The sequence below is a fragment of the Streptomyces sp. NPDC052114 genome, from assembly GCF_040680155.1.
Lineage (GTDB): Bacteria > Actinomycetota > Actinomycetes > Streptomycetales > Streptomycetaceae > Streptomyces.
Map to the genome: position 1 here is coordinate 81,227 of NZ_JBFAWC010000020.1, position 20,708 is coordinate 101,934.

A 20,708-nucleotide genomic window follows, 5' to 3' on the forward strand; every position below is an offset into this window, starting at 1 on the left:
CGTTTTGCCTACATTGCCCCTTTATGTGGGTCAGACATGCCAGACATGCAATGAGAGCCATGCGGCGGGCGGGCGGACTGACGCTCGCCACCGCCACCGTCGCGGCCGGGGTGCTCACCGCGACCGCCACGCCCGCCGCCGCGGAGATCGTCGAGCCCTTCGCCAAGCGCTACGACGAATCGCTGTACGGCGACTTCAAGACCATCGGCAACACGGTCCTGGACTGCCCGACGAGCCCGGCCGACGTGGCCGCCGCCTGCAAGGAGACCCAGCAGGCCAAGGGCACCAAGAACAACAACAACTTCGTCGAGCGCCGCATCGACGTGGCCGGCCTGACCGGCACCTTCGACTCCAGCACCGGCCAGGTGACCGTCCCGCCCGGCGCGAAGGTCGACTACGCGCGCCTGTTCTGGGGCGGCAACGCGGGCACGCACCGCTTCGGCAACACCGTCCGCAACATCTGCGACCTCAACCGCGAGGGCAACGCGCCCGTCGACCCGGCCCCCGGCGACCCGCTCACCACCCGCCCGGTCATCCGCGTCGGCGGCGGCACGCAGTCCACGGTGGACGTCCAGAACGCCGTCCGCACCCCGAACACCACGCAGGGCCCGCACTACTACACCGCCGAGGCCGACGTGACCTCCTCCTTCGCGGGCGCCGCCACCGGCAGCCCCGTCGAGGTCGCCGTCGGCAACGTCTGGGCGCCGAACGGACAGGGCTGCGTCGGCGGCTGGTCGCTGACCGTCGTCTACAAGTACGACGGGCCGAACGAGCAGTACGCGCCCGACCGCCGCAACGTCTACATCTGGGGCGGCCACGTCATCCAGCGCTCGACCAGGCGGGCCGCGGCCCCGGCAGGATCCACCACCGTCCCGGTGGACGGCTTCTACCGCACCGCGGGCGACATCCACGCCAGCACGACGGCGTACGAGGGCGACTGGAACACCAAGGGCGACCAGTTCCTGGTGAACGACCAGCCCGTCACCGAGTCGCACACCGGCAGGACCGACAACTTCTTCATCAGCGAGGACGACGGTTCGGTCAACCCGAAGTACCGGAACAACCTGAGCATCGACGCCAAGGCCTTCGAGGTGCCGGACGGGGCGATCCCCGTGGGCGCCACCTCCGCGAAGCTGACGTTCACCAGCACCGGCGACGTCTACGTCCCCTCGCAGCTGGCCCTGTCCGTGCCGGTCCCCGACCTGGAGGTCACCAAGACCGCCTCGCCCGCCAAGGTCAGGCCCGGCGAGAAGCTGACGTACACGGTCAAGGCCAAGAACATCAGCAAACTCCCCTATCCGGGGGCCAGATTCAGCGACGACCTGAGCGGCAACCTCGACGACGCGACGTACGACGAGGACGCGAAGGCGTCGGCCGGCACCGTCTCGTACACCAAGCCGCGCCTCTCCTACGTCGGTGACATCGCGCCCGGACAGACCGCGACGGTCACCTACTCCGTCACCGTCCACGACCCGGTCAGCGGCGACGGCAAGCTGCTCAACAACGTCGACGTGCAGACCCCGCGCTCCAACTGCGACCCCGGCAGCACCGACCCGAACTGCGCCTCCGAACCGGTCATCGACTACCCCGAGCCGCCGCTGAGCGTCGGCTCGCGGCCCACCGACCCGACCGTCCCGGCCTGCGGCTCCACCACCAACACCATCACCCTCAAGAACCCGTCGGGCGACCCGCGCATCGGCGCCTCCGCCTCGTGGCCCGTGCGGCCGGGCTCCACGCCCGTCGCGAGCTCCGGGAAGGTCGCCCGGCAGGGCTCCACGTACGTGTGGCGGGGCAACGTCCCGGCCAGGGGCAAGGTCACCATCACCCAGAAGGTCAAGGTGTCCTGCACCCCCGGCAAGGTCACCGTCATCACGGTGAGCGCGCCCGGCAGCAACTGCCCGAAGTCCCTGCGCGGCGGCGACGACCCGTGCACCACGGCGATCGTCGCCCAGCGCGTGCAGGGCAGGCCCGCCCCGCCGCAGCAGCAGCCCGGACAGCACGCGCCGCAGCCGCACGACGAGCTCGCCGAGACCGGCGGCGACTCCGCGACCCTGCTCTACGGCGGCGTCGCCGCCGCGCTGTGCGGGCTCGGCGTGCTGGTGCTCGCCGCGGTGCGGGCCCGGCGCGACTGACCTGATACCGCGCCACGGCCGGGCTCCGCGATGCGCCGGAGCCCGGCCGTACGTTTGCCCGGCCCCGGGACGGGCTACGTTTTGCCACATGGTCTCCGAGCCCGGATCGACAGCAGCGCAGGTACTCGTCGCGTCCAACCGCGGCCCCGTCTCGTACACGGCCGGGGAGGACGGAGAGCTCACCGCCAGGCGCGGCGGGGGCGGCCTGGTCTCCGGGCTGAGCGCGATCGGGGACCGGGCGGACTCCCTGTGGGTGTGCGCGGCGCTCGGCGAGGGCGACCGGGAGGCGGTGCGCCGCGGCGTCGGCGAACCGGGCGTGCGGATGCTGGACATCGACGCGGGCGCGCACGAGGGCGTGCACGCGGCCGCCTACAACGGCATCGCCAACTCGGTCCTGTGGTTCGTCCACCACATGCTCTACCAGACCCCTCTGGAGCCGGTCTTCGGTCCGGAGTTCCGCGCGCAGTGGGCCGCCTACGAGACGTACAACCGCGCGTTCGCCGAGGCGCTGGCCGCGGAGGCCGCCCCGGGGGCCGCGGTCCTGGTGCAGGACTACCACCTGGCGCTGGTGCCGGGAATGCTGCGCGAGCTGCGCGATGACCTGCGGATCGGGCACTTCTCGCACACGCCCTGGGCGCCCGCCGACTACTTCCGGATGCTGCCGGACGACGTGGCCGAGCAACTGCTGCGGGGCATGCTCGGCGCGGACCGGCTCGGCTTCCTCACCGGGCGCTGGGCGGACGCGTTCACGGAGTGCTGCGTGCGGGTGCTCGGCGGCACGTCGGGGACGCGGATCGGCGTGCACGGGCTCGGGGCCGACGCGGACTTCCTGCGGGAGCGCTCGCGCCGCGACGACGTCGAGGAGCGGATGCGGGCGCTGCGCGAGCAGGTCGGCGAGGACCGCAGGACGATCGTGCGGGTGGACAGGACCGAGCTGTCCAAGAACATCGTGCGCGGGCTGCTCGCCTACCGGCAGCTCCTCGCGGACCGCCCCGAGTGGCGCGAGCGGGTCGTGCACGTCGCCTTCGCCTACCCCTCGCGGCAGGACCTCGCGGTGTACCGCGACTACACGGCGGAGGTCTCCCGGGTCGCGTCGGAGATCAACTCCGCGTACGGGACCGCCGGTTGGACCCCGGTGGTCCTGCACGTCAAGGACGACTTCGCGCGCTCGCTCGCCGCGTACCGGCTCGCGGACGTGGCACTGGTCAACCCGATCCGCGACGGCATGAACCTCGTGGCCAAGGAGGTGCCGGTGGTCTCCGACGAGGGGTGCGCGCTGGTGCTCTCGCGGGAGGCCGGGGCGTACGAGGAGCTCGGCGAGGACGCGCTGGCGGTGAACCCGTACGACATCTCGGCCACCGCCGAGGCCCTGCACGCCGCGCTGTCCCTGCCGGACGACGAGCGGGCCGAGCGCACCAAGCGCCTCGCGGCGGCGGCGACGGCGCTGCCGCCCGCCCAGTGGTTCCTGGACCAGCTGCGGGCGCTCACCGGCTGACGCCCGCCGTCCGGCCGTCGGCCAGTCCAAGGACCGCTTCGGTTTGTCCATGGGCCCGGTGCGCCGGCCGTCACTACGGTCCCCGCATGACCCCGCGTCGTACGAGCATCGTGACCCTCACGGCCCTCACCGCCCTCGCCGCGGTCGGCGCGGGCCTCACACCCACCGCCGCCGCACGGTCCGGCACCACGTACCACGTGGACTGCGCGAAGGGCGACGACAGCGCGTCCGGCACCTCCGCGCGAGCGGCCTGGCGCACCGTGGCCAAGGCGAGCGGGCACGCCTTCGGCCCCGGCGACCGGCTCCTGCTGAAGCGGGGCACGAGCTGCACGGGGGTGCTGGCTCCCAAAGGTGCGGGTGCGGCCGGCGCCCCCGTGCGCATCGACGCGTACGGCGACCAGCGGGCCGCCAAGCCCCGCATCGAGGCCCGCGGAGCGCGCGCCGCACTGCACCTGGTGAACACCGAGCAGTGGGAGATCCGCGACCTCGACCTGTCCAACACCGGACCCGCCACCACCACCGAGCGCCGCGCGGGCCTGTACGTGCAGCTCACCGACTACGGCACGGCCGAGCACTTCGTCGTCGACGGCGTGGACGTGCACGACGTGAACGGCGCCGACTTCAAGGACCCCGACCCCTCCGGCGGCATCCTCTTCGTCGTGCAGGGGACGGCGAAGCCCACGCGGTTCGCCGGGGTGCGCGTCGAGGACTCCACCGTGCGGCACGTGGACCGCACCGGCATCGGCATCATGTCGACGTGGGACGGCCCGGGGAAGTTCGCGACGGGCGTGCGGTTCCAGCGCAACAAGGCGTACGACGTGGGCGGCGACGGCATCGTCATCCACGAGACCAGCAAGGCGCGCGTCGAGCACAACTACGTCGACGGCTTCAACATGCGCTCCGCCGGCTACAACGCGGGCGTGTGGGCGTGGGAGTCCGAGGACGCCCTCTACCAGTACAACGAGGTCACCGGCGGCCACGGGACGCGCGACTCGATGGCGTACGACATCGACGGCGGCAACGTCCGCAACGTCTACCGCTACAACTACAGCCACGACAACGAGGGCGGCTTCCTGCTCGTCTGCAACGGCGAGGGCAAGGTCAGCGACGGCAACCGCGTCCACGACAACATCAGCGTCAACGACCGCAACACGGCCTCGCCCTACGCCGTGATCTCGGTGGTGTGCGGGGCGACCACGGACACCCGGATCTATCGCAACACGGTCGTCACGAACCGCGCGGACACCGCCCTGGTCTCCAACAACGGACCGGGCGGCGTGACCTTCCAGGACAACATCTTCGTCGGGGCGTCCACCGGGTCGGGCTCCCCCATCAAGGACACCGTCAGCACGTACTCCGGCAACCTGTACCAGAACACCGCGCAGCCCCGCGACGCGAAGGCCGTGAACGCCGATCCGCGGTTCGTCTCCGGCGCACCCGACTCCCCCGACGACGTACGCCTGGGGGACGGCTCACCGGCGCGGGGCGCGGGCACGGCCGTCGACGACGCAACGGCGTACGACTACTTCGGGAACCCGATCCCCGACCCGCCCAACATCGGCGCCGATCAGTCGAGTTGAGCGGAGATCGCCGACAGCAGACGCACGACGCCGGACGGTCCGTCCACCACCAGGTCGGCCCGTTCGGTGAGTTCGGTGACCTCCGCGCTGCCGCTGCACACCAGCAGGCCCGCGACACCGTCCGAACGGAGCTTCTCCACCGCGCCGAAGGCGGGCAGGTCGCCCAGGTCGTCCCCGGCGTACAGGACGGACTCCGCGCCGACCTCGCGCAGGTACTCGGCGAGGGCCACGCCCTTGTCCATGCCGGGGGGCCGCAGCTCCAGGACCATGCGGCCCGGTTCGACGATCAGACCGTGCCGTCCGGCCAGCTCGGCGAGCGGCTCGCGCAGCGCCTCGAACGCGGCGAGCGGGTCCTCGGCGCGGCGCGTGTGGACCGCGACGGCGCGGCCCTTCTCCTCGATCCAGGTGCCGCGCCAGGCGCCGATCGCGTCGAGGAATCCGGGGAGTTCGGCCCGCACCTCGGCGACCCCGGGGTGCGGTTCGGCGGCGCGGACGGTGCCGCTGACGGCGTCCCAGCGCTCGGCGCCGTAGTGCCCGAGGACGACGAGGTGCGCAAGTCCAGGGACGCCCGCGAAGCCGCCGTGGCGCACGGCGACGCCCGCCGGGCGGCCGGTGACCACGGCCACGGACCGCAGGCGCGGGGCGAGCGCGGCGAGCACGGGGACGGCGTCGGGGTGGGCGCGGGCCTGCTCGGGGTCGGGCACGATCGGGGCGAGCGTGCCGTCGAAGTCCAGGGCCACGACGGCCCGTTCGGGGCGCGCGAGGAGCGCGGCGAGGCCGTCGCGTCCGGCGGGCGTGGCGGGCGCGGGCAGGTCCGGCGGGCCCGGCTGGTCCGGCAGGGAGTGCGAAGGGTCACCCATGGCCCCGACCATAGTCGCGTCAGCGCTCCCCGCGCCGTGACTCCCGCACCCGCCGCAGCCGATTGACCGTAATCGGGTCATGGGCGAGGGCCCTGGGGTCGTCGAGCAGCGCGTTGAGGACCTGGTAGTAGCGCACCGGGACCATGCCGAGCCGTTCGCGGATGGCGCGCTCCTTGGCGCCCGGGCCCGGCCAGTCCCGCCGTTCCAGGGCGAGGACGGCACGGTCCCGCTCGGAGAGCTCCTGATCGGTCATGCCGACACGCTATTCCGCGTTCTCCGCGGACGCCGCCCGGTTCTGGATCTGGCCGAGCACCCCGGCGGGGTTGCCGTCGCCGCCGACGGTCCTGCCGATGTCCTTCTTGATGTCCGCGGAGACCTGCGCCCAGGACGTCTTGCCCACCGGGTAGAGCTGCGAGGTCGGCAGCTCCTTGAGGAACTTGCCGAGCTCGGTGTGGCCGCGCTCGCCGGCCATCGCGTCGGACGCGGAGGTCGTCACGGGCAGGATGTCGTACTCGTTCGAGAAGTCGAGCACGTTCTTCTTGCTGTAGACGTAGTCGAGGAACTTGCCGGCCTCCTTGCGGTGGCCGTTCTGCTTGAACGCCATCATCCAGTCGGCGACGCCCATCGTGGCCTGGGCCTTGCCGTTGATGCCCGGCGCGGGCACCATGCCGAACTTCACGCCCTTCTTGGCGGCCATCTTCATCAGCGTCGGGTGGCCGTTGAGCATGCCGACCTCGCCGCGCGAGAACGCGGCGAAGGCGTCGGCGCGGTTCATCTTCGCGGGCGGCGTCGGGCCGGTCAGGCCCTCGCCGACGAGCTCGTCCCTGAGCCAGGTGAACGTCTTGACGTTCTGCTTGGAGTCGATGTCGTACGAGCCGACGTTGTCGGTGTAGCCACCGCCGCCGCTCAGCATCCACATCAGCGTCTCGGCGGGCGCCTCCTCGGAGCCCAGCGGCAGCGCGTAGGGGATCTTCACGCCGCGCGCCTTGAGGGCCTTCGCGTCGGCCTGCAGCTCGCTCCAGCTCTGCGGCGGGGTGAGGTTCGCGTCCTTGAAGAGCTTGGTGTTGTAGAAGAGCAGGCGCGTGGAGGAGGCGAAGGGCATGCCGTACTGGATGCGGTTGACCTCGCCGGCCTGGGCGAGGGGGGCCAGGAAGTCGGCCTGGGTGGCGATGGAGAGGAGCTCGTCGGCCTCGTAGAGCTTGCCCTGCGCGGCGTAGTCGGCGTAGGCGCCGATCTGGGCCAGGTCGGGGGCGTCGCCCTTCTTGACCATCTCCTTGACCTCGCGGTCCACGTCGTTCCAGGAGTGGACGGTGACGTCGACCTTGATGCCGGGGTTCTCCTTCTCGAACCCCTCGACCAGCTTGTCCCAGTACTTCTTGGAGCTGTTCGCCGCGGAGTCGCCGTAGTCGGCGGCCACCAGCTTGAGGGTGACGTCGCCGGAGTCGCCGGGACCGCCGCAGCCGGCGAGGACGCCCGCCATGCCCAGTGCGGCCACCGCCGCGGTCAGTCCTGTCACGCGCCGCTGCACAGCTGTCCCACCCTCATCGCTTCCACGTTGCTTCCACGTGTTGCTTCCACGTTCTGAGGCGTCCCTGCCCCAATGCCCTTGAACTGCGAGTTTCCCCCGAGTCCGGACACAAGGTCTACACCACACGCGTATCACTTGTGCAACGGCGGTCTTCGGGGGCCCCAGGAGACGCGTCCATTTCCCTGTGCACGGAAGTCCATTGCAGCGGCCGCCCGACGGCTGCTAAGCACGTCACGTTCCCTCTCAGCACACCTGAACGTCCCGCACGACGAGGAGCCTTGACGCATGTCGCGTACCGCAGCAGAAATAGCCACCCAGCCCGCCTGCTGGCGCCGGGCGGCGGAGGCAGCCGCTTCGTTCGAGGGGCTCCCGAAGCCGGGTGAGCGGGTCGCCGTCACCGGCTGCGGCACGTCGTGGTTCATGGCCATCGCGTACGCGGCGCTGCGGGAGGCCGCCGGCCAGGGCGAGACGGACGCCTTCGCGTCGTCGGAGTTCCCGGCCGGGCGGACGTACGACCGGGTGGTCGCCATCACCCGCTCCGGCACGACGACGGAGGTCCTGGAACTCCTCGCCGGCCTGAAGGGCGAGGTGGCGACCGTCGCGCTCACGGCCGACCCCAAGACCCCCGTCATGGACGCGGCGGACGCGGTGGCGGTCCTGGACTGGGCGGACGAGGAGTCCGTGGTCCAGACCCGCTTCGCGACGACGGCGCTGGCCTTCCTGCGGGCCGGCCTCGGGGACGTCCCCGGCGTGAAGCCGGTGGCCGAGGCGGCGGTCGACGCGGAACTCGCGGTGACCGAGCCGCTGCCGGAGGCGGTGGTGGCGGCGGAGCAGTGGACGTTCCTGGGGCGCGGCTGGACGTACGGGCTCGCCCTGGAGGCGGCCCTGAAGATGCGGGAGGCGGCGGGCGCCTGGACGGAGTCGTACCCGGCGATGGAGTACCGCCACGGCCCGATCTCCATCACGGCCCCCGGCCGGGTCACGTGGATGTTCGGCACGCTCCCGGAGGGCCTGGCGTCCGACGTGGCCCGCGTGGGCGGCGAACTGGTGGCCCGCGAGGAGACGGACCCCCTGGCGGACCTGATCCGCGCGCAGCGCCTGGCGGTGGCCCTCGCGGAGTCGCGCGGCTACGACCCCGACCGCCCCCGGAACCTGACGCGGAGCGTGATCCTCAGCTAGGTCTGGCGGGGCGCCTTGAGGGGGCGGGACGGCGCACCCCACCCCGCCGGGCCCCGCCGGGCCCTGCCGGGCCCTGCCGGGGGCACCGCCTCCGACAGGGCCGCGGCGGTCGGCCCGGCCCGGCCCAAGGACGGACTGCCCTCACCGTCCGGCCGGCGCCCCTCCCCGACTGGGCCAGTCCCATCGGTTCGGTGATGGCTGCCCTCGCCGTCCGGCTCGGGCCCCTCCCCGACCAGGTCGGGGAGGGCCGGGCCGTCCTTCCTGCCGGGCCTGACCGGGCTTGCTCCGACCCGCCGCTTCGCGGCGGATCCACTCCCACCCACCCACCCGTTTACCCCGCACCGAACGGTGACCGCAGGGACGGGAATGCCGGGCGGGCCTGGACCTGCCCCATGCGGGCGGAAACCCCGGGCGGTCCGGAGCGGAACGGAACGTCGCCGGGCGCGGTGCATACCGGCTCCGGGGCAGGAGTACCGGGCGGGCGGGTGGGGAAACCGCCGCGCAGCGGCGGGCCGACACGGGACATCGCCGGAAGCGGTGCATACCGGCGCGCAGCGACGGGCCAGGGCAGAACGTCGCCGGAGGCGGTGCATACCGGCGCGCAGCGACGGACCGGGACCTGGCAGCGCCGGGGCAGGAGTACCGGGCGGGCGGGCGGGCCGACACGGGACATCGCCGGAAGCGGTGCATACCGGCGCGCAGCGACGGGCCAGGACGGAACGTCGCCGGAGGCGGTGGACACCGGCGCGCAGCGACGGACCGGGACCCGGCGGCGCCGGGGCGGGAGTGCCGGGCGGGCGGGTGGGGAAACCGCCGCGCAGCGGCGGGCCAGCACAGCGCGCCGCCGGACACGGCGGATACCGGAGCGCAGCGACGGGCCAGGGCAGAACGGCACCGGGCACGAGGCCCCCGTCGGACGCCTCACGCCCCCGTACGGGGACGAAAAGGACCTTCGCCCACCGCAAGTGGACGGAGTGGACTAGACCTCTCGCGGGGTGACGCGCGAGACTGTTCCCCGTGAGACACGTCATCGCCCTCGATGTGGGCGGCACCGGAATGAAGGCCGCCCTGGTGGGCGCGGACGGCACCCTGCTCCACGAGGCCCGCCGCCCCACCGGCCGCGCCCGCGGAGCCGACGCCGTCGTCGAGTCCATCCTCGACTTCGCCGCAGACCTCCGCACCCACGGCATCGCCCGCTTCGGCCAACCCGCCGAAGCGGCCGGCGTCACGGTGCCCGGCATCGTCGACGCCGACCGCGGCATCGCCGTGTACGCGGCCAACCTCGGCTGGAGCGACGTCCCCCTGCGGGACCTCCTCAGCGCCCGCCTGGAAGGCGTCCCCGTGGCCCTGGGCCACGACGTCCGCACCGGCGGCCTCGCCGAGGGCCGCATCGGCGCGGGCAAGGGCGCCGACCGCTTCCTGTTCGTCCCCCTCGGCACCGGCATCGCGGGCGCCATCGGCATCGGCGGCACCATCGAGCCCGGCGCCCACGGCTCGGCCGGCGAGATCGGCCACATCGTCGTCCGCCCCGACGGCCCGCCCTGCGGCTGCGGCCAGCGCGGCTGCCTGGAGCGCCTCGCCTCCGCCTCCGCGGTCAGCAAGGCCTGGGCCGAGGCCAGCGGCGACCCCGAGGCGGACGCCGCGGACTGCGCGAAGGCCGTGGAGTCCGGCGACCCGCGCGCCCAGGAGGTCTGGCAGAACGCCGTCGACGCCCTCGCCGACGGCCTCCTGACCGCCCTCACTCTGCTGGACCCGCACACCCTGATCATCGGTGGCGGTCTGGCCGAGGCCGGGGAAACCTTGTTCACGCCGCTGCGGGCCGCCGTCGCGGCACGCATCGTCCAGTTCCAGACGCTGCCGGAGATCGTCCCCGCGGCCCTCGGCGACACCGCCGGGTGCCTGGGCGCGGGCCTGCTCGCCTGGGACCTCGTCGACCGGCGGACCGAGTCGACCACCGCGTCGACCGCCGCGTCGCCCACCCGTCCGCAGCCCGAATCCAGCAGCCCGACCCCACGGAGGTAGCCACCTGATGGCCACTAGCAAGGTTCTCGCCGGTGCACAGGTGGTTCTGCCCACCGGGACCCTCACCGACGGCCGCGTGATCGTCGACGGCAGCCGCATCGCCGGGAGCGCTCCCGCGGACGCGGAGACCCTCGACCTCGGCGGCCACTGGGTGGTCCCCGGCTTCGTCGACCTCCACAACCACGGCGGCGGCGGCGCCTCCTTCACCTCCGGCACCGTCGAGGACGTACTCAAGGGCATCCACACCCACCGGCTGCACGGCACCACCACCGTCGTCGCCTCGACCGTCACCGGCGAGATGGACTTCCTCGCCCAGCGCGCCGGTCTGCTCTCCGAACTCGCCGAGCAGGGCGACCTCGCCGGCATCCACTTCGAGGGCCCCTTCATCTCGCCCTGCCGCAAGGGCGCGCACAGCGAGGCCCTCCTGCGCGACCCCGACCCCGCGGACGTCCGCAAGCTGATCGACGCCGCCCGCGGCCAGGCCAGGATGGTCACGCTCGCCACCGAACTGCCGGGCGGCATCGACTCCGTACGCCTCCTCGCCGAGCACGGCGTGATCGCGGCCATCGGCCACACGGACGCGACGTACGAGCAGACCGCCGAGGCGATCGACGCGGGCGCCACCGTCGCCACGCACCTCTACAACGCCATGCCGGCCCTCGGGCACCGCGCCCCCGGCCCCATCGCCGCCCTCCTGGAGGACGAGCGGGTCACCGTCGAGCTCATCAACGACGGCACCCACCTGCACAAGGCCGCCTTCGAGCTGGCCTTCCACCACGCGGGCCCCGCCCGCGTCGCCCTCATCACCGACGCGATGGACGCGGCCGGCTTCGGCGACGGCCGCTACATGCTCGGCCCGCTGGAGGTCGAGGTGAAGGACAGCGTCGCGCGCCTGGTCGAGGGCGGCTCCATCGCGGGCTCGACCCTCACCCTGGACCGCGCGTTCAAGCGCTCGGTGACCGTCGACGGCCTCTCCGTCGAGGACACCGTCCGCGCCATCTCCGCCAACCCGGCCAGGCTCCTGGGCCTGGCCGACCGGGTCGGCTCCCTTGAGCCCGGCAAGGACGCCGACCTGGTGGTCCTGGACGCGGCCTTCGACCTCAAGGGCGTGATGCGCAAGGGCGAATGGGTGGTTGAGCCCTTTTAGCCCCCAACTCGGGTGATTCCACCACCCGTTCACGCGTCAAGGAACGCAAGGCGGTTGGCCCTGACCTCTGGGCCAACCGCCTTCTGTTTGGCATGATCAGACCCCGGAAGAGGCCGACGGCACGCGCGTTCCCGGTTCCGTGCGGACGACGTACGGCCAGGTACTTCGGGGGGTGGTACGAGTGATACTCACCGTCACGCTGAACGCCGCCCTGGACCTCACCTACCGCGTCCCCGCCCTCGTCCCGCACGCCTCGCACCGCGTCACCGAGGTCACCGAACGCCCCGGCGGCAAGGGCCTGAACGTCGCCCGCGTGCTCGCCGCCCTCGGCCACGACGTGACCGTCACCGGCTTCGCGGGCGGCGACACCGGCCGCACCCTGCGCGAGCACCTCGCCCCCGAGCCCCGCCTCACGGACGCGCTCGCCCCCGTCGGCGGCGCCACCCGCCGCACCCTCGCCGTGGTCGACGCCACGACCGGCGACACCACCCAGCTCAACGAACCGGGCCCGGCCGTCACCCCCGCCGAGTGGACCGCCTTCCTGGCGTCCTACGAGGAGTTGGTGCACCGCGAGGACGTCACCGCGGTCGCCCTCTGCGGCAGCCTGCCGCCCGGCGTCCCCGTCGGCGCCTACGCCCTCCTGGTGCGCGCCGCCCGCGCCGCCCGCGTCCCCGTCCTGCTCGACACCAGCGGGGAGCCGCTGCGCCGCGGTGTCGCCGCCCGCCCCGACATCGTCAAGCCCAACGCCGACGAACTCGCCGAGCTGACCGGCTCCCACGAGCCCGCGCAGGCCACCCGCGACGCCCGCCGCAGGGGCGCGCACGCCGTGGTCGCCTCGCTGGGCGCCGACGGCCTGCTCGCCCTCACCCCCGACGGCGGCTGGCGCGCCGCGCCCCCGGCCCGCGTGCACGGCAACCCGACGGGCGCCGGCGACTCGGCGGTCGCGGGCCTGCTCTCCGGCCTCGCCGAGCGGCTGCCGTGGCCCGAGCGCCTGGCCCGCGCGGTAGCGCTGTCCGCCGCGACGGTGGTGGCGCCGGTGGCCGGTGAGTTCGATCCCGCTACGTACGAAGACCTACTGCCGCGCGTCGCGGTCACCGGAGCCGTCTCCGCCGGCACCTGACGCCGTATCCCGCGTCCGTACGCAGGCCCGTACGCAAGAGACGTACGCACGGAGCCGTACGCACGGAGCCGTACGCACGGAGCCGTACGCACGGAGTCGTGTCCGCACCGCACAACGGGGCGCAGCGCCCTGGGAATTGGGGAGCATCGTGCCACTCGTCAGCACCGGTGAACTGGTCGCGGAGGCCCGCGCCGCGGGTCATGGCGTCGCCGCGTTCAACGTCATCACCCTGGAGCACGCGGAGGCCGTCGCGCTGGGCGCCGAGCGGGCCGGGGCCCCGGCGATCCTCCAGATATCCGAGAACGCGGTGAAGTTCCACGGCGGCCGGCTCGCCGCGGTCGCCGCCGCGGCCTCGGCGGTGGCCCGCGCCTCCACGGCCCGCCTCTCCCTCCACCTGGACCACGTCACGGACGTCGAACTGCTGCGGGCCGCGCACCCGGAGGGCTTCAGCTCGGTGATGTTCGACGCCTCGAAGCTGTCGTACGGCGAGAACGTGAAGGCGACGGCGGACGCGGTGCGCTGGGGCCACGAGCGCGACATCTGGGTCGAGGCGGAGCTCGGCCAGGTGGGCGGCAAGGAGGGCGAGGCGCCGCTGGACGCGCACGCGCCGGGCGTGCGCACCGATCCGGCCGAGGCGGCCGCGTACGTCGCGGAGACGGGCGTGGACGCCCTCGCGGTGGCGGTGGGCTCCTCGCACGCGATGACGGAGCGCACGGCGGCCCTGGACCACGCGCTGATCGCCTCGCTCGCGGCGGCCGTCCCCGTCCCGCTGGTCCTGCACGGATCGAGCGGCGTGCCGGACGAGGAGATCCGCGGCGCGATCGCGTCCGGCATGGTGAAGATCAATGTGGGCACGGCGCTCAACACGGCGTTCACGGGCGAGGTCCGCGCGTATCTGGCCGCCCACGACAAGGGCGTCGACCCCCGGAAATACCTCGTCCCGGCTCGCGAGGCGATGGCCGGGACGGTGGCGGGGTTCCTGGGGCTGCTCACGTAGCCCCGGGCCGGGCGGCCTCGGGGCGGGCAGCCCCAGGAGGCGGGCTGTCGGGGGTCAGCCGTTGCTGCCCTCGACGAGCCACATCTGGTCGATGTTCGCGCCGACGCTCCCGCAGAGGTTGCTCTGGTCGCAGGTGAGCGTGATGGTGTTGGTGCCCTTGGTGAGCTGCACGACCGCCCAGGTGTTGGTCCAGCCCTTGTCCCACTCCCCTTCCTTCGCGCCGGCGAAGTTCTTCATGTTCAGGGGGCGGGTCTGCTTCTTGCCGTTGACGAGGATGGTGGCGTTGGAGTCCTTGCCGGGGACGCCGTAGTTCACCCGGAGGCTGTAGTCGCCGCCCTTGTCGATGCCGTTCACCGTCCAGGTGACCTGCGCGCCGACCTTGTCGAAGCCCGCGACGTACACCCCGCCCGCGGCCTTGGCGCCGTCGACGTCGGAGGCCGTGCTGGTGCCGCCCTCCAGCTTCAGGGCCTTGGCGTCGGTCTTGGGCAGCTCGACGTCCTTCTCGGGCTCCTTGGTCGGCTTCTCGCTGGGCTTGACGCTCTCGGCCTGCGACGGCTTGGCGCCGGCCTCGCCGCCCCCGTCGCCCTTGTCGCCGTCGCCGCCGAAGAGCACCGCGGCGCCGATCCCTATGGCGACGACCGCGACCACGGCGATGGCGGCGATCAGCAGGCCCTTGCTGTTGGGGCCGCGGCCCCGGCCCGAGGGCGCGGGCGCGTACGGGGCGCCGGTGACCGGGGCGCCGCCGGGCTGGGCCTCGGGGGCGGTGTAGTGGGCGTTCGGCTGGCCGTAGGCCTGCTGGCCCTGCTGCGGGACCTGCTGGCCGTACGCCTGCTGGCCGTACTGCTGCGTGGGCTGGGTCTGCCCGTACTGCGGGCGCCGGTCGCCGACCGCTCTGACCTGGTTGTACGAGGAACGGGGACCCGGGTACCCGTATCCGCCCCCACCGCTCGGCGGGGTGGCTCCGGCTGCCTGTCCGTCCTCGTACAGATAGCCGAACGGATCGTCGTCGCCCTGCGGCGCGCTCGGCGTGTTCCCGCCGTTATTGCCGGGCGTCATTCCCTGGTCACTCCCTCACATCGCTTGACGCGGGGAGCCTACCCGGTCCGAGTGAGCCCACGGGGTGGCGTTGACCTCATCCGGGCCGCTATCCGGCCCGGCGGTGCTGCTTGGCACGGGAGCGTTTCTCCACGTACATCCGCTGGTCAGCCGAGTGCAACACTTCGTCCGCCGACATCCCGCAGTGGGCCCAGCCGATACCGAAACTGGCCCCCACCCGGACCGCCCTGCCGTCGACGCGGATCGGCGGGATGATCGCGTTCCGCAGCCGGACGGCGAGGTCCTGGGCGTCGGCGCGGCCGAGGCCGTCGGCGAGGACGACGAACTCGTCGCCGCCGAGCCGCGCCACCGTGTCCCCGTCCCGGACGCCGCTGGTCAGGCGCCTGGCGACCTCGATGAGGACGGCGTCGCCGGTGTGGTGCCCGAACCGGTCGTTGATCGACTTGAAGCCGTCGAGGTCGCAGAAGAGGACCGCGAGGCCCTTGGTGCCGTCGTCCACGTCCCCCTCGCCGCCCTCGGGGGCGACGGTGTGGACGTGGTGGTCGAAGCCCTCGTCCTGCTGGTGCGTGGTGGGCCCGAAGTCGAAGCCGTGTTCGTAGGCGGCGTCGAGGGAGTCCACGGCGCTGGGCTGCCCCGCGTGGGGCCTGCGACAGAGGCGGGCGCTGAGGCGGGCGCGCAGCTCGGCGGAGTTGGGCAGTCCGGTCAGCGAGTCGTGGCTTGCGCGGTGGGCGAGCTGGAGCTCGCGGCGCTTGCGCTCCTCGATGTCCTCGACGTGCGTGAGCAGGAAGCGGGGGCCGTCGGCGGCGTCCGCGACGACGGAGTTGCGCAGGCTGACCCAGACGTACGTCCCGTCGCGCCGCGCCAGGCGCAGCTCGGCGCGGCCGCCCTCGGCGGAGGTGCGCAGCAGGGTCCCGATGTCCTCGGGGTGGACGAGGTCGGAGAAGGAGTAGCGCCGCATGGCGGAGGCGGGGCGTCCCAGGAGGCGGCAGAGGGCGTCGTTGGTCCGCAGGATGCGGCCGTGCTGGTCGCCGCCCATCTCGGCGATGGCCATGCCGGAGGGCGCGTACTCGAAGGCCTGCCGGAAGGACTCCTCGCTGGCCCGCAGCGCCTGCTGCTCGCGCTCCAGGCGGACCAGGGCGCGCTGCATGTTGGCACGCAGCCGGGCGTTGCTGATCGCGATGGCGGCCTGGAAGGCGTACATCTGGAGGGCCTCGCGGCCCCAGGCGCCGGGCCTGCGGCCGTTGCGCGGGCGGTCCACGGAGATCACGCCGAGCAGTTCGCCGCCGGCCGCCCCCGTCGCGTACATCGGCGCGAAGAGGCGGTCCGAGGGGTGCCACTCGTCCTCGAAGCGGGGCTCGGGGCCCTCGGTGTACCACTGCGGTACGTCGTCGTCGTCGAGGACCCAGCCCTCGGTGTACGAGATGAAGCGCAGGGCGCCCCAGGGCTCGCCCATGGCGAGGCGGCGCTCCCAGGCGTCGCGGGAGCCGACGCGTCCGGTGATGAGGGCCTCGGCGGAGGAGTTGCCGGCGAAGGCGGCGACGACGAGATCGCCGTCCGGGCGCACGAGATTGACACACGCCAGCTCATAGCCAAGGCCGTTGACCACTCCGTCGGCGACGGTCTGCAGCGTGTCCGCCAGGCTCCGGGCCGTGTTGAGCTCCGCCACCACCTGGTGCAGCTGCCGCAGGGTCGCAAGACGGACGTACGGCTCCGACTCGGTCTCCATGCTCGTTCTCCCCGAGACCTCGACAGCAACTCCAGGATGCGCAGCGCCCGCAGTGTTCTTCTGTGTCTTGGTACTTCCGTGCCTTGTGCCCTCAGTGTCTTATTGCCTCCGTCACTGAATCACAGCGAGCTGCTCACTCGGTACACAGGGTCAACAAAATATGGTCCCTGTGACTCAAGTCACAGGTGAGAAGCCGCCGTTGGTCCAGTCCCTTGGACTAGTCCACCGCTCCGCGGGCACTGAGTGCCACCCCTGGTCCTAGGACCCGTCTCGTTCCAGCGCCCGATGTGGCGCGGGGTGCCCCCCGGCTAGCGTCGGGGCGTGGCTCACGTACTGAAGACTCTCCCGGCCCCGCCCTCCCCGCGCCGTCCGTCACCGGATGGGCATGCTGATGGGGTGAGCAACGACGAGTTCCGCGCGGCGATGTCCCGCCTGGCGGCGGGCGTGGTCCTGGTGACGGCGCGCGAGCCCGCCCTGGACCCGGACGACCCCACCGCCCCGGCGGGCGAGGACGTGGGCATGACGGCCACGGCGTTCCTGTCCGTCTCCCTGGACCCGCCCCTGGTGATGGTGAGCCTGCGCGAGGGCTCCCGGATGGACGACCTGCTCGCCGAGCAGCCCCTGTGGGGGGTGTCGGTGCTCGCCGAGAGCCAGCGCCACATCGCGGGCCGCTTCGCGATGAAGGGCCGCATCAGCGACCGGCTGCTCTTCGAGGACATTCCGTACGTACGGGGTGCGGCGAGCGGCGCCCCGCTGGTCGGGGGCGCGCTGTCGACGCTGGAGTGCCGCACGGAGCAGACGGTGACGGCGGGTGACCACACGCTGGTGATCGGCCGCGTCCTGACGGCCTCGCTCCCGAGCGCGGACGGCGGCCCCCTGATGTACTTCCGCGGCCGCTATCGACAGCTGGGCTGAGCGCCGCCGGGGGCTGCCGGAGCCCCATAAGGGGCGCGGGGAACTGCGCGCTCAGCGCGCGAAGAGCCGCGGTCGCGTCCCGGGAGATCCCGGCAGACGCGTCTGCGGCTTCTTTGTGGTTGCTCGCGCAGTACCCCGCGCCCCCGACGGGGCGCACCTCAGCCCCAGCCCTGCCCCGAGCGCCCCCGCTTGGTCTCGCTCCGCTGCTTCTTGTTCCGCAGGCGCCGTTCGTTGATGCCGCGAGGGATCTTCGTCGCGCGCCGCGGCTTCGGCGGCGGCGCGGTGGCCTCGGCGAGCAGCGAGGCGAGCCGCGTCGCGGCCATCTCGCGGTTGCGCCACTGGGAGCGGTGCTCGCTCGCCCGCACGCTGACGACGCCGTCGACGAGCCGGGGCGCGAGGCGCTCCAGGGCGCGCTGCTTCCACACCTCGGGCAGCGCGTCGGTGTTCGCGAGGTCGAACCGCAGCTCGACCTGGGAGTCACTGGTGTTGACGTGCTGCCCGCCCGGCCCGGACGACCGCGAGAAACGCCACATGAGCTCGGCCTCGGGCAGGAGGACCGAACCGCGGATGACATGGGGACCGGACATGCCCCCATGGTCCCGCGCCTGTCGGGCTCACGTCACGCGCTTTTCCGGCACGCCGCCCGGATCCGGTGAGGTAAAGAAAGTAAAGCGGAGCGGAACCCTGGGGACCCCGGTCCGCGTTGTTAGGGGTGACGGTAGCTTCGTCCCCAGTACGAAGCCCGTACGAATGCAACGAGGGAAGGGACTCCCAACAATGGCAGTAAGCCTGTCCAAGGGTGGCAACGTCTCGCTCACCAAGGAGGCTCCGGGCCTGACCGCCGTCACCGTGGGCCTCGGCTGGGACGTCCGCACCACCACCGGGACCGACTTCGACCTGGACGCCTCCGCGATCGCGGTGAACACCCAGGGCAAGGTCTTCTCGGACCAGCACTTCGTCTTCTTCAACAACAAGGCGACACCGGACCAGACCATCGTCCACACCGGTGACAACGTCACGGGCCAGGGCGAGGGCGACGACGAGCAGATCAACGTGAACCTCGCCGGCCTCCCGGCCGACATCGAGAAGATCGTCTTCCCGGTCTCGATCTACGACGCCGAGAACCGCTCGCAGAACTTCGGCCAGGTCCGCAACGCGTTCATCCGCATCGTGAACCAGGCCGGCGGCACCGAGATCGCCCGCTACGACCTCTCCGAGGACGCTGCCACCGAGACCGCCATGGTCTTCGGCGAGCTGTACCGCAACGGCGCGGAGTGGAAGTTCCGCGCCGTCGGCCAGGGCTACGCCTCGGGCCTGGTCGGCATCGCGCAGGACTTCGGTGTGAACGTCTGATCCGACGCCACCGGCCGACCTCGGCCGACCGTCCCGAAGGGCCCCGGCACACGCCGGGGCCCTTCGGCGTTCCCGGAACCCTCCCGGGCCCCCTCCTAAGTCCTCTCCTGAGCACCCTCCGGGCCACTCGGGATTTACAGATCGCCGACTATTCTGGATACTGTAATAGTCAGCAGAGCAGAAGAGACATCGACGAGAGAGAGGGCGCCGTGGCCGACGCTCACACCCCGTGGACCCGTGCCGCGCTGCCCCTCTGCCTGCTCGGGATCCTCGACGGCGAGCCGAAGAGCTACGGGTACGCCCTGCTCAGCCGCCTCGCCGACGCGGGCCTCGACGGCGTGAAGGCCGCGACGCTCTACCCGGCCCTCACCCGCCTCGAAGAAGAGGGCTCCGTCGAGGTCGAGTGGGGCGCCGGCGAGGGCGGGCCGGGGCGGAAGTACTACCGGATCACCGAGGAGGGGCGGGCGAGGCTGCGGCGTGACCAGGCCGCGTGGGGTGACTTCACCCGGACCGTCGCCTCGCTCCTCGACAAGGGGGAAGACCATGGGCAAGACACAGACGCCTGACCTGAGCTGGGCCCGCGAGGCGGACCAGGAGTGGGCCGACAGGGTCCGCGTGCGGCTCGTGCTCGACCACGACGCGCCCGCCGGACTCGCCGACGAGGTGCTCTCCGAGGCGCACCAGGTCGTCACGGAGGCGGACCTGCCCGCCTCCGAGGTCCTGGGCACCGCCGACGCGTACGCGCGCACGGTCGCCGCCGAGCGCATCAGCGAGGAACACCGGGCCAAGGTCGACGCGAACGGCCTGACGCCGGGCGAGCGGGTCTCCGCCTCCCTCGGGACGTTCGGGTTCATCGGGTTCGTCCTGTGCGTCCTGTACTGGATCGAGGACGGGCTGTGGGTGTCGGGGAGCTGGACCTCGGTCGCCGGGTGCACGACCGTCGTGGTCGTCGTCTCGCTCGTCACCCTCGCCTTCGTCGCCCGTGCCGCCGGCCGGATGCGGGGCATGTGGGGGTTCCTCGCGGGAGCCGCCTGCGCCGTCGCGGGCGGGGCCGCCGTCCTCTCCGCGCTGCCGGACGCGCAGCTGTTCGAGGTGCCCGTGCCGGTGCTCATGGCCGGCTGCGTCGCCTGGGCCGTCGGCGTCTACCTGTTCCCCGACGCCGTCCTCGACCGGTGGTTCACGCCCCGGCCGCACGCCGACGACGAGCAGTGGCTCACGCGGCTCGAAGGGCTGCTGCGGGGGCGGCACGCCATGACGGCCGCGGAGGCGCGCGGCCATGTGCAAGAGGCCCGGCAGCATCTCGCGGCGCCCGGCGGCGAGCGGGCCGACGACACGTTCGGCGACGTCGAGGTGTACGCCATGCGGCTCGCCGAGGGGCCCCGCAAGCGGCAGCGCATCGCCCGGCACAAGCTCTACCGCGCCGTCGCGATGGCCGGGATCCTCGTGGTGCTCGCCGTCGACGAGGCGGTCCGCTCGGGCTTCACGGGCTGGTTCGCCTGCTACGTCGGCGCGGCGGGCGCCTGGCTGTGGGGCGTGCTCGGCGAGTGGCGGCAGTCCCGCGGACCGGCCGGGGCCGGGGCGTCCCGCTAGCCTGCCGC

18 protein-coding genes are annotated in these 20,708 nt (G+C 72.8%); 12 read left to right on the forward strand and 6 right to left on the reverse strand.

Features of this window, described 5'->3' with window-relative positions:
• The first annotated feature begins 59 nt into the window (after positions 1 to 59).
• From AB0L89_RS33905 to AB0L89_RS33915, 3 genes are all read left to right on the forward strand, one after another.
• Positions 60 to 2,132, forward strand: coding sequence for a hypothetical protein (locus tag AB0L89_RS33905; RefSeq protein ID WP_365149846.1), 2,073 nt, complete (start codon positions 60 to 62; stop codon positions 2,130 to 2,132).
• A gap of 88 nt (positions 2,133 to 2,220) precedes the next feature.
• Positions 2,221 to 3,627 (forward strand): trehalose-6-phosphate synthase, encoded by a 1,407-nt coding sequence (locus AB0L89_RS33910; RefSeq protein ID WP_365149849.1) that lies wholly within the window; start codon positions 2,221 to 2,223, stop codon positions 3,625 to 3,627.
• A gap of 86 nt (positions 3,628 to 3,713) precedes the next feature.
• The gene (locus AB0L89_RS33915) at positions 3,714 to 5,207 is read left to right on the forward strand and encodes a right-handed parallel beta-helix repeat-containing protein (protein WP_365149852.1); all 1,494 of its coding nucleotides are present in this window, start codon (positions 3,714 to 3,716) and stop codon (positions 5,205 to 5,207) included.
• On the opposite strand, the gene otsB is transcribed toward AB0L89_RS33915, so the two are convergent.
• Genes otsB through AB0L89_RS33930 form a run of 3 tightly spaced genes read right to left on the reverse strand, consistent with a single transcriptional unit; the run spans position 5,195 to position 7,547 of the window.
• Complete coding sequence (gene otsB / locus AB0L89_RS33920; RefSeq protein ID WP_365149855.1) at positions 5,195 to 6,067, reverse strand: trehalose-phosphatase; 873 nt, start codon at positions 6,065 to 6,067, stop codon at positions 5,195 to 5,197. The two genes, AB0L89_RS33915 and otsB, sit on opposite strands and share 13 nt — an antisense overlap.
• A 19-nt stretch (positions 6,068 to 6,086) precedes the next feature.
• Positions 6,087 to 6,320, reverse strand: coding sequence for a DUF3263 domain-containing protein (locus tag AB0L89_RS33925; RefSeq protein ID WP_365149858.1), 234 nt, complete (start codon positions 6,318 to 6,320; stop codon positions 6,087 to 6,089).
• 9 nt (positions 6,321 to 6,329) lie between these two features.
• A complete protein-coding gene (locus AB0L89_RS33930; RefSeq protein WP_365150050.1) occupies positions 6,330 to 7,547 on the reverse strand; it encodes an extracellular solute-binding protein in 1,218 nt (405 codons plus the stop codon).
• A gap of 333 nt (positions 7,548 to 7,880) precedes the next feature.
• On the opposite strand from AB0L89_RS33930, the gene AB0L89_RS33935 reads away from it, so the two are divergent.
• From AB0L89_RS33935 to AB0L89_RS33955, 5 genes are all read left to right on the forward strand, one after another.
• On the forward strand, positions 7,881 to 8,774 hold the full coding sequence (locus AB0L89_RS33935) for a sugar isomerase (protein WP_365149861.1): 894 nt from the start codon (positions 7,881 to 7,883) through the stop codon (positions 8,772 to 8,774).
• 1,017 nt (positions 8,775 to 9,791) lie between these two features.
• Positions 9,792 to 10,796 carry an ROK family protein gene (locus tag AB0L89_RS33940; RefSeq protein ID WP_365149864.1) on the forward strand — a complete coding sequence of 335 codons (1,005 nt, stop codon included), beginning with the start codon at positions 9,792 to 9,794 and terminating at the stop codon, positions 10,794 to 10,796.
• A 7-nt stretch (positions 10,797 to 10,803) separates the two neighbouring features.
• On the forward strand, positions 10,804 to 11,943 hold the full coding sequence (nagA, locus tag AB0L89_RS33945) for an N-acetylglucosamine-6-phosphate deacetylase (RefSeq protein WP_365149867.1): 1,140 nt from the start codon (positions 10,804 to 10,806) through the stop codon (positions 11,941 to 11,943).
• Positions 11,944 to 12,124: 181 nt separating this feature from the next.
• Positions 12,125 to 13,063: a 1-phosphofructokinase family hexose kinase gene (locus AB0L89_RS33950; RefSeq protein ID WP_365149870.1), complete on the forward strand. Its 939-nt coding sequence runs from the start codon at positions 12,125 to 12,127 to the stop codon at positions 13,061 to 13,063.
• Between the two features lie 148 nt (positions 13,064 to 13,211).
• Positions 13,212 to 14,060, forward strand: coding sequence for a class II fructose-bisphosphate aldolase (locus AB0L89_RS33955; protein WP_365149873.1), 849 nt, complete (start codon positions 13,212 to 13,214; stop codon positions 14,058 to 14,060).
• Between the two features lie 54 nt (positions 14,061 to 14,114).
• Here AB0L89_RS33955 and AB0L89_RS33960 read toward each other — a convergent pair whose 3' ends face one another.
• Positions 14,115 to 15,116 (reverse strand): carbohydrate-binding protein, encoded by a 1,002-nt coding sequence (locus AB0L89_RS33960; RefSeq protein ID WP_365149876.1) that lies wholly within the window; start codon positions 15,114 to 15,116, stop codon positions 14,115 to 14,117.
• Positions 15,117 to 15,204: 88 nt separating this feature from the next.
• On the reverse strand, positions 15,205 to 16,842 hold the full coding sequence (cdgB, locus tag AB0L89_RS33965) for a diguanylate cyclase CdgB (protein ID WP_365149879.1): 1,638 nt from the start codon (positions 16,840 to 16,842) through the stop codon (positions 15,205 to 15,207).
• Between the two features lie 396 nt (positions 16,843 to 17,238).
• Between cdgB and AB0L89_RS33970 the strand changes: the two genes are divergently transcribed.
• Entirely contained in the window at positions 17,239 to 17,757 is a 519-nt protein-coding gene (locus AB0L89_RS33970) for a flavin reductase family protein (protein WP_365149882.1), read from the forward strand.
• 158 nt (positions 17,758 to 17,915) lie between these two features.
• Here the strand turns inward: AB0L89_RS33970 and arfB are convergent, their stop codons facing one another.
• Positions 17,916 to 18,344 carry an alternative ribosome rescue aminoacyl-tRNA hydrolase ArfB gene (gene arfB, locus AB0L89_RS33975; RefSeq protein ID WP_365149885.1) on the reverse strand — a complete coding sequence of 143 codons (429 nt, stop codon included), beginning with the start codon at positions 18,342 to 18,344 and terminating at the stop codon, positions 17,916 to 17,918.
• Positions 18,345 to 18,534: 190 nt separating this feature from the next.
• Here arfB and AB0L89_RS33980 point away from each other — a divergent pair, with 190 nt between their 5' ends.
• The 3 genes from AB0L89_RS33980 (at position 18,535) to AB0L89_RS33990 (ending at position 20,700) form a co-directional block, all read left to right on the forward strand.
• A complete protein-coding gene (locus tag AB0L89_RS33980; RefSeq protein WP_055696644.1) occupies positions 18,535 to 19,110 on the forward strand; it encodes a TerD family protein in 576 nt (191 codons plus the stop codon).
• Positions 19,111 to 19,319: 209 nt separating this feature from the next.
• A complete protein-coding gene (locus AB0L89_RS33985) occupies positions 19,320 to 19,676 on the forward strand; it encodes a PadR family transcriptional regulator (protein WP_365149888.1) in 357 nt (118 codons plus the stop codon).
• Entirely contained in the window at positions 19,654 to 20,700 is a 1,047-nt protein-coding gene (locus AB0L89_RS33990) for a hypothetical protein (protein ID WP_365149891.1), read from the forward strand. The genes AB0L89_RS33985 and AB0L89_RS33990 overlap by 23 nt, the downstream gene beginning before the upstream one ends.
• The last annotated feature ends 8 nt before the right edge of the window (positions 20,701 to 20,708 follow it).

Excerpts from the sequence above, each read along its gene's own strand:
- AB0L89_RS33905 (WP_365149846.1), top strand. The coding sequence starts at position 60 with ATGCGGCGGGCGGGCGGACTGACGCTCGCCACCGCCACCGTCGCGGCC.
- AB0L89_RS33910 (WP_365149849.1), top strand. The coding sequence starts at position 2,221 with ATGGTCTCCGAGCCCGGATCGACAGCAGCGCAGGTACTCGTCGCGTCC.
- AB0L89_RS33915 (WP_365149852.1), top strand. The coding sequence starts at position 3,714 with ATGACCCCGCGTCGTACGAGCATCGTGACCCTCACGGCCCTCACCGCC.
- otsB (WP_365149855.1), bottom strand. The coding sequence starts at position 6,067 with ATGGGTGACCCTTCGCACTCCCTGCCGGACCAGCCGGGCCCGCCGGAC.
- AB0L89_RS33925 (WP_365149858.1), bottom strand. The coding sequence starts at position 6,320 with ATGACCGATCAGGAGCTCTCCGAGCGGGACCGTGCCGTCCTCGCCCTG.
- AB0L89_RS33930 (WP_365150050.1), bottom strand. The coding sequence starts at position 7,547 with ATGGCGGGCGTCCTCGCCGGCTGCGGCGGTCCCGGCGACTCCGGCGAC.
- AB0L89_RS33935 (WP_365149861.1), top strand. The coding sequence starts at position 7,881 with ATGTCGCGTACCGCAGCAGAAATAGCCACCCAGCCCGCCTGCTGGCGC.
- nagA (WP_365149867.1), top strand. The coding sequence starts at position 10,804 with ATGGCCACTAGCAAGGTTCTCGCCGGTGCACAGGTGGTTCTGCCCACC.
- AB0L89_RS33960 (WP_365149876.1), bottom strand. The coding sequence starts at position 15,116 with ATGACGCCCGGCAATAACGGCGGGAACACGCCGAGCGCGCCGCAGGGC.
- cdgB (WP_365149879.1), bottom strand. The coding sequence starts at position 16,842 with ATGGAGACCGAGTCGGAGCCGTACGTCCGTCTTGCGACCCTGCGGCAG.
- arfB (WP_365149885.1), bottom strand. The coding sequence starts at position 18,344 with ATGTCCGGTCCCCATGTCATCCGCGGTTCGGTCCTCCTGCCCGAGGCC.
- AB0L89_RS33980 (WP_055696644.1), top strand. The coding sequence starts at position 18,535 with ATGGCAGTAAGCCTGTCCAAGGGTGGCAACGTCTCGCTCACCAAGGAG.
- AB0L89_RS33990 (WP_365149891.1), top strand. The coding sequence starts at position 19,654 with ATGGGCAAGACACAGACGCCTGACCTGAGCTGGGCCCGCGAGGCGGAC.